1 protein-coding gene is annotated in these 566 nt (G+C 32.5%); it reads right to left on the reverse strand.

Features of this window, described 5'->3' with window-relative positions; all coding sequences use genetic code 11:
* A partial coding sequence (locus tag ACYVFA_RS21075; RefSeq protein WP_460473842.1) for an IS982 family transposase occupies positions 1-566 on the reverse strand: 566 nt, incomplete at both ends.

A 566-nucleotide genomic window follows, 5' to 3' on the forward strand; every position in this document is an offset into this window, starting at 1 on the left:
AGGTTTAGTTTCATAAAAACAATAAGCTGCCAAAGCTCCAAAGATATGCACTATGGCATTGACCGGGCTTCGATGCCTAGTATGTTCAATATCAAATACAGTCATTAGAATATCATTAACCGACTCAATTACTCCTCTTTTTTTAAGATTGATTTTATCATTAACCGGAACGAGTTGTTTTTTCATATTTTCTCTGATTTTTGTAATCAAATGTAAGCCTTGTTGGTAGAAAAAAGCAAAGAGTTTAGAGAGGTATCCTTTATCACCATAACATTTACCTTTTAACCCTTTGAGCATCTTTTTGAGGACTTGTTCATTATTATCCATCACATTTGCAGGGGTGAGCATAAAGTTCATAATTTCGCCTAACTCATTGATAACTAGATGAATTTTCAAGCCATAAAACCAACCAGTTGATGATTTGCCTCTTTTTGCAAACCCAGCAAATACTTTATTAGAATGAATTCGTCTATTGTCACAGACAGGAAGCTTTTTGCTATCTATAAAATAATTACCAGTTTGCCTACTTAAAAAAGTTAGCACTTTAACAAACATGTATAATTTAA

The organism is Emticicia fontis (assembly GCF_054779675.1).